Below are 791 nucleotides of genomic sequence, written 5' to 3' on the forward strand. Positions count from 1 at the left end.
GCACGATGGCCCGCTGCAAGACCCGCTCCAGGAGCAGCTTTTCTACCTGCGCATACTGTGCCGCTTTGCGCGGGGCCGCTGGCTGGAATACCGCCTGGTGGCGGCAGCTCGTGCACAGGTACTTCGCGTGACCGTGGCTATGACCATTTTTGCGCAAGGCTGTGCTCCCACATTTAGCACAGGTGAGGGGCGTGTGTAGCATCTCACAAGATAGCAAAACCACCCTTTAGACCACCGCCAAATCTTCTAGGTTGCAAACAGAAAGGCCGGCTTGATTAAGCCGGCCTTTCTGTTTGCAATTCATACGTTTAAGATGTATCTGGACAGTCGTTGGCAATTCGCTGAACGTCCTGCTGAGCTTGCCAAAACATCTTTCCCGCTTCCGCTGAACCGTCTGCCGAAATGGGAAATATACTTTGGCAAGCTCAGCATAACCGTTTTAAAGTTTTCAAACACACCTTAATTAACTGATCAAGCGAATGTGCAGCAGCCTTGACCACTTGGATCCTCTACTACCTTTCCCTGGCTCCGCACACCGCTTGGTATGCGGAGCCAGGGAAAGGTAGTGTCACCGTAACAACCACACCGCATTACTTACTTTCGCTAGTTAAGCAGGGCAAGCTGACGGGAAGTCCCACGGACCTACCTAGTCTACCTTTTCTTCAGCCTACCTTTCCTTCCGCCGCTTTGGCTGGTGGGGGGGTAAAACAGGAACTGCCCCGCGCATTTCCCCGGGAAGGGAAACGCAGCGGGGCAGTTCGCCGTGATAAGGTTGGCGGCGACCGACTCTC

General features: G+C 54.2%; 1 protein-coding gene. It reads right to left on the reverse strand.

Annotated features, from left to right (window positions below; all coding sequences use genetic code 11):
• On the reverse strand, positions 1-202 hold a 202-nt coding region (locus EI290_RS23120; protein WP_449404935.1), incomplete at its 3' end, for an IS1/IS1595 family N-terminal zinc-binding domain-containing protein.
• Positions 203-791: the final 589 nt, after the last annotated feature.

It is taken from the genome of Hymenobacter metallilatus (assembly GCF_003944705.1).
Lineage (GTDB): Bacteria > Bacteroidota > Bacteroidia > Cytophagales > Hymenobacteraceae > Hymenobacter > Hymenobacter metallilatus.